The organism is Streptomyces sp. P17, assembly GCF_032436805.1.
GTDB lineage: Bacteria > Actinomycetota > Actinomycetes > Streptomycetales > Streptomycetaceae > Streptomyces.
Window position 1 is genome coordinate 1 of record NZ_JAVRBF010000967.1, and the last position, 264, is coordinate 264.

Sequence of the window (264 nt, forward strand, 5' to 3'; positions counted from 1 at the left end):
GTGTTTAGCTTGGGCGTGGTGCTTATGCGTGCGGCGGGCTGTGTCATTAATGATTTTGCTGATCGTAATGTAGACGGGCAGGTTGAACGCACTAAGCATCGGCCGCTGGCTACCGGTGCGGTATCTTCCCGCGAAGCGCTGCAGCTGTTTAGTCTGTTATTAGCTTGTGCTGCGAGTTTGCTACTATTTTTAAACAACGAAACACGCTTACTGGCATTAGTCGCCGTGGTGCTTGCCAGCAGTTACCCCTTTATGAAACGCTAT

General features: G+C 50.8%; 1 protein-coding gene. It reads left to right on the forward strand.

What is annotated here, in order from left to right; all coding sequences use genetic code 11:
• Positions 1–15 precede the first annotated feature (15 nt).
• Positions 16–264 (forward strand): UbiA family prenyltransferase (locus RMT89_RS43595; RefSeq protein ID WP_315889296.1); only part of this gene is annotated, 249 nt, incomplete at its 3' end.